Origin of the sequence: Accumulibacter sp., assembly GCF_016789985.1 — a bacterium.
In the GTDB taxonomy this organism is placed as follows: domain Bacteria; phylum Pseudomonadota; class Gammaproteobacteria; order Burkholderiales; family Rhodocyclaceae; genus Accumulibacter.
The window spans coordinates 1-4,692 of the sequence record NZ_JAEUOL010000093.1; the positions used below are offsets into that span (position 1 = coordinate 1).

The window sequence follows — 4,692 nt, forward strand, 5'->3', positions numbered from 1 at the left end:
GACGATCATCCGGCCTTGCTGGAGCTGCACGCCGGAGTAGTTGCGAGCGGGCTGGAAGGTGTCGCGAGAGATCTGGGTTTTCATGGGCTATGTCCTATCTCGGTTGCGGTGGAGCGCAGACCAGGCTCGCATCGGGGGCGAGCACCGCCTCGATGCCCACCGGCAGAAAATCCTTGAGCTTTTCGATCAGCGCACGTTCACGCAGCGTGTAGGCGAACACGTGGCAGGCACCCATCTCGCCGCCGTCCTCGGCGCCGAAACGCAGACGATCGTCGGCGGTGGGGTGCAGCACGGCACACCCCGCTTCGCCGAATTCGGTGTTCCAGAAGATGGGGGTCAGCGTCGAACAGCTCGCCGCGTGCACGCGCAGCATCGAGCGCCGCCCCTGGGCGATCCAGCGCGGATCGTTGGCCAGCGACGGATCGGACGAATCGGCGGGCAGCGGCAGGTAGGGCAGGCGCGAGTAGCGGATGCAGCCACCCGCCGGTACGTCATTGTCGAGCAGGTCCTTGTGCGGTGCTGGCAGAAGGATGGAGTCGCTGAGCTGCAGGCGCTCGCAGACGAGGCGCTCGAGAACCGTCACGAACTCCATGCTGACCAGGCTGCGCGGCGCCAGCAGGCGCTTGAACAGGCAGGCCTGCGCGGTGACCACCGGCCGTGCGGCATCGACGGTGTGCATGTAAAGTTCGCGGAAGGCGCAGCCGGCGGCGGCGACACGGCCTGCGCCGACTTCCAGCCGGTTGTCGAACCAGAGGTTGGCGAAGCTCCAGTCGAACACGCCGTTCAGTTCAACGACGCCGCGGATGCGCACCGGCGCATCGCCGACCCCGCTGAGCGCGCGGCTGTCGGCTGTGTTGACCAGGGTCAGGGGCAGCGCGGCGGGCAGGGGCTGGCCGCCGAGCACGGCGTCGCGGATGACCGTCCACTGGACGCTCGCCGCTTGTGGGGCGAAGAAACCCGCGAAAGGTGGTGCATGCAGCACGACCCGCCGCGGGTGGGCGTGGCCGTGGCCGGCCGCATCCGGCGTGCGCAGGTCGGCGGTGCGTGCCGTGACGTCCTGGAAGCTGCGCGGGAAACAGGGAACACCATGTGGCCACTTCTGCCGCCACGGCACCACCCTGCCGGCGAAGCTGGAAGTCTTGCTGGCCGGGCTGTCGGCATCGGCACGGATCGCTCGCGAAGCGTGCCGGAAGTCCACACTGCCTGCCGGAAGCCCCGGATGCTCGACGCGCTGCAGGCGGAAGCGGCGGTCGAAGCGGCCATCCGGCTCACCATAAACACTCTCCGGCAGCAGGGTGAAACCGGCCCAGGGAGTCGTCGCCAGTTTGCGGAAACCTTCGCGGATCTCCACCTCGATGCCGGCGATGCGTTCGGCGATCTCCTCGACCGCCAGTGGCGTACCCTTGCGTTGTCGCCAGGCAATGGCGTGGCCGATCTCGGCGCGGCGACCCGCCTCGAGCGGTGCGATCAGTTGCACGTCGAGCAACTGCGCGAGGTAGGGCAGCACCCAGGGTTGGCAACCGCGCGCCAGGCCTTCGGCATCGGCTGCTCCCTCCTGCTCGGGGAAGATGTCGTAGTAGCGCTGCAGTTGGCTACGGTAGAGGGCATCGAGCAGATCGCCCCAGGCCGTGCAGAGGCGTGCCAGATCGCCGGGAGAACGGCTGCCGTCGGGGAACTCGCTGGTATTGTCGCGTTCCCGGAAGACCTCCGGCAATTGCCGGTAGAGCAGGGTGGCGAAGTCCATCGGCCGGGTGCTCATAAGCTGAAGTCCTCCACACGTACCTCGATGTCGGCGACGCTCGCCAGGTGCACGCACTGCCGGGGCAGCGGGTGCACCGAGAGCACGCGGCCGTTCGCATCGAGCGCCAGCCGCCGTACGCTGGCGGCCACGGGAGTATCGATCAGGATCTCGACATCGCTGTTCTCGACGCCGGTCACCGCATCGGCGACGCCATAGGCTTCGCCACGGTAGAGCGCCTGTCCGAGTCGACGCCTGGCGAGGGCGAAGGCCGCGGCCAGGGCGTCGACCACTGCGGCGCGCACGGTTTCGCGGTCGAAAGCCTCGGGCCGCACGCGAATCGTCGCCCTGAGGCGAATGGCAACCGGCTGGTAGGCGCTGACCAGCACCTGCACGCCGGGCAGTGTGTGCGCCAGCAGGAAGGCTTCGAGACTTGACCTGAGCGCCGGCGTGAAGCTGCCACCTCCGGCCGGTACCACCACCACTTCGACCTTCTCGCGTTGGCCGCGCCCGGTTGGCAGGCGGAAAGCGCTGGCCTGGGCGACGCCGGCATTGGCACGGACCAGCGCGGCGTAGTCGGAGAGCGATACCGCGCGCTCCAGGGCCAGCAGGGCCGATGCTGCATTTTCGCGCAGCGCGGCGACCGATTCGCGTTCGCCGCCACCGGAGGCCGCCACCGGTTGGCGCACCGCGGCAAGCAGCGGGTCCGGATGGACCGGCCTGAGCAGACTGCCGGCCGCCAGATTGCCGGCCGCGCCGACGCCCTGGCGGTAGGTGACAAGGACATTGTTGCCACCGGTCGGCAGGCGGCGGCCGTTTCGCCCGTCGCCAAATTCGATCCACAGCTTGCCGTCCTCGCTCTGGCGAACCTGGTAATGCGCTTCGGCAGGAGCGGAATCGCGCAGGCTGGCGCGCTGCGTCCACACTTCGCCGGCCACGCTGACCACCAGATCGGCACGTACCCCGGCCGGCATCGCCGGGTCGGGCACGAAGCTCACATCGCTGAGATCGAGCAGGAAGCGCTGGCTATTGATGGCGCCATTGCCGCTACCCAGGACGCGGGCCGGTTTGGTCTCGCCATGCGCCGCCAGCGCGATGTTGGCCGAGAGACGCAGGTTGCCCAAGGTGCTGCCTTTGGGCGGCAGGTCGGCGAGCTGCAACCAGGATGCTTCCCCGGGCGGCGACAGCTCGCTGACGCGCGTCGACACCACCGCCGTGCCGTTGTCGACGAGCAACAGACGTCCAGGACGCAGCGCTGCCGGCAGGCTGGCGAGCGGAATCCGGGTGTCGCTGATCGGCGTCTGATTGAGCGTCGCGTCGAGCAGGCCGCCAATCTCGCCGAAATGCCCGAAGACACGGCTGCTTTCGAGATAGAACGGACCGTCGCCACGGTCTTCCCAACCGGCCACGGTTTCGAGTCGGGCGAGCGCGTTCTCGGTATCGACGCTGACGTGGCGCAGCCTGGCCCAGGCCAGGCTGCCGCCGCGCGCGACGACTGCAAGGTCGCCGGGAGCCAGCTTCTTCGGTTGTTCGACCACGATCGGTTCGCTCAACCGCCCGTCGTCGCTCTTCTGCAGGAAGGTATCCGGTTGCCACGGGCCGGGCGAACGGGGTGCCACCAGCAGGGCCTGCGGATTGTCCAGACCGAGCGGCTGGCCGCTGGCGGTACGGTCCTCGGCCGGTGACCAGGTCAGCGTCATCGCGGTGTAGCCGGCCAGTAGCTGTGCGCGCTGGCTGTCACCGGCGGGCGGGAAGTAATCGGCGTTGATGCATTCGTACACCGGCAGATATTCGCGCAAAGGGGATCCTGCGTGGCGGATGTCGGCCAGCCAGCGTCCGTTCAGCCAGCTCCAGTCGCCGGCGACGTAAAGCGTGCGCACGCTCCAGCCGGCACGTGGTGGGCTGATGCTGGGTGGGGGAATCAGGCGGCGGTTGCCGCCGAGATGGGCGATCGGTACGGTGATCGGCGTCATTAGCGTGCTGTTGGCGAGATCGACCTCGCCGAGCGCTTCGTGGAAGATGACATGCTCGCCTTGCACCGCCTTGATGCGGCGATAGAGCGGTTTGGTTTCGGGCCGCCCGATGGCCACTAGATCGCCGGCACGCAGACCTTCGAGACTGCCGGCCAGGCGCAGGCTGCGGCCGACCTCGGCGCCGGTGGTACGCGGTCCGATCGCCCGCAACCTGTCCTTGGGCATCAGGTGGCAACGGGTGAATCCGCGCAGGAAGCCGTCCTGGCGCGACACAGGCGGCGCCAGATGGACCGTCGTGCTGTTCTCGCCGATATGCACGCCGACGATCAGGTGCGCCTGCAGGTGGCCGTCGCGCTCGTCCTCAAGCAGCAGCGGCTCACCGGTCCTGAGCTTGTCGAGCTTTCCGGCGAGGGTCAGCGTGGCGCCACTGAGCCGGAGCGGGTTGCGGTTCCAGTCCTTGGGGCGCAGTTCGTTCAGGCTCGCGTCGCCATCGAGATCGGTGAGCGTTTCGAAGATCAGCGGTTTGCCGCCGTCTGGCGGCGTATGCTTGACTTGAAAACCGGCGGCCAGTTTGCCCACGGTCCCGGCCTTGTAGTCCATTGCCAGCTCGGTAAAGGCGGAGGCGGGCGGGTGCGGGGCGTAGCCGAGCATCGCGGTCAGCCGGCGCAGGCTCTCCCATTGGGTGGCGGTGCCCAGCCAGCCCTCATTGGCGAGGGCGTCGAGCGACTCAGTCAGCACATGGCTGGCGCGTGCGAAACCACGGGTGAGCTGCCACAGCAGGTCATCCGGGTTGCGTTGGTAGACCGCTTCCATCGCCTCCTTTGACACGGCGTCTTCGGCGGCGCTTGCCGGCCACTGCGGGAAATCGGTCGCCAGCCGTGTGCGCATTCGTTCGAGAAATACCGCAGCGTTGCCATCGACATAGCGCACGCGGTCGAGGCCGGCACGGTTCCAGCGGGTCAGGTCGCGTGCCATGTCAGC

At 68.2% G+C, this 4,692-nt stretch carries 2 protein-coding genes; both read right to left on the minus strand.

What is annotated here, in order from left to right; all coding sequences use genetic code 11:
- Positions 1 to 94: 94 nt before the first annotated feature.
- The gene (locus JNK99_RS05595) at positions 95 to 1,759 is read right to left on the minus strand and encodes a phage tail protein (RefSeq protein ID WP_291849854.1); all 1,665 of its coding nucleotides are present in this window, start codon (positions 1,757 to 1,759) and stop codon (positions 95 to 97) included.
- Positions 1,756 to 4,692 (minus strand): baseplate J/gp47 family protein (locus JNK99_RS05600; protein ID WP_291849857.1); only part of this gene is annotated, 2,937 nt, incomplete at its 5' end. The genes JNK99_RS05600 and JNK99_RS05595, both read right to left, overlap by 4 nt.

Bases quoted from the DNA above. Each gene is read 5' to 3' on its own strand.
- JNK99_RS05595 (WP_291849854.1), bottom strand. From the start codon at position 1,759: ATGAGCACCCGGCCGATGGACTTCGCCACCCTGCTCTACCGGCAATTG.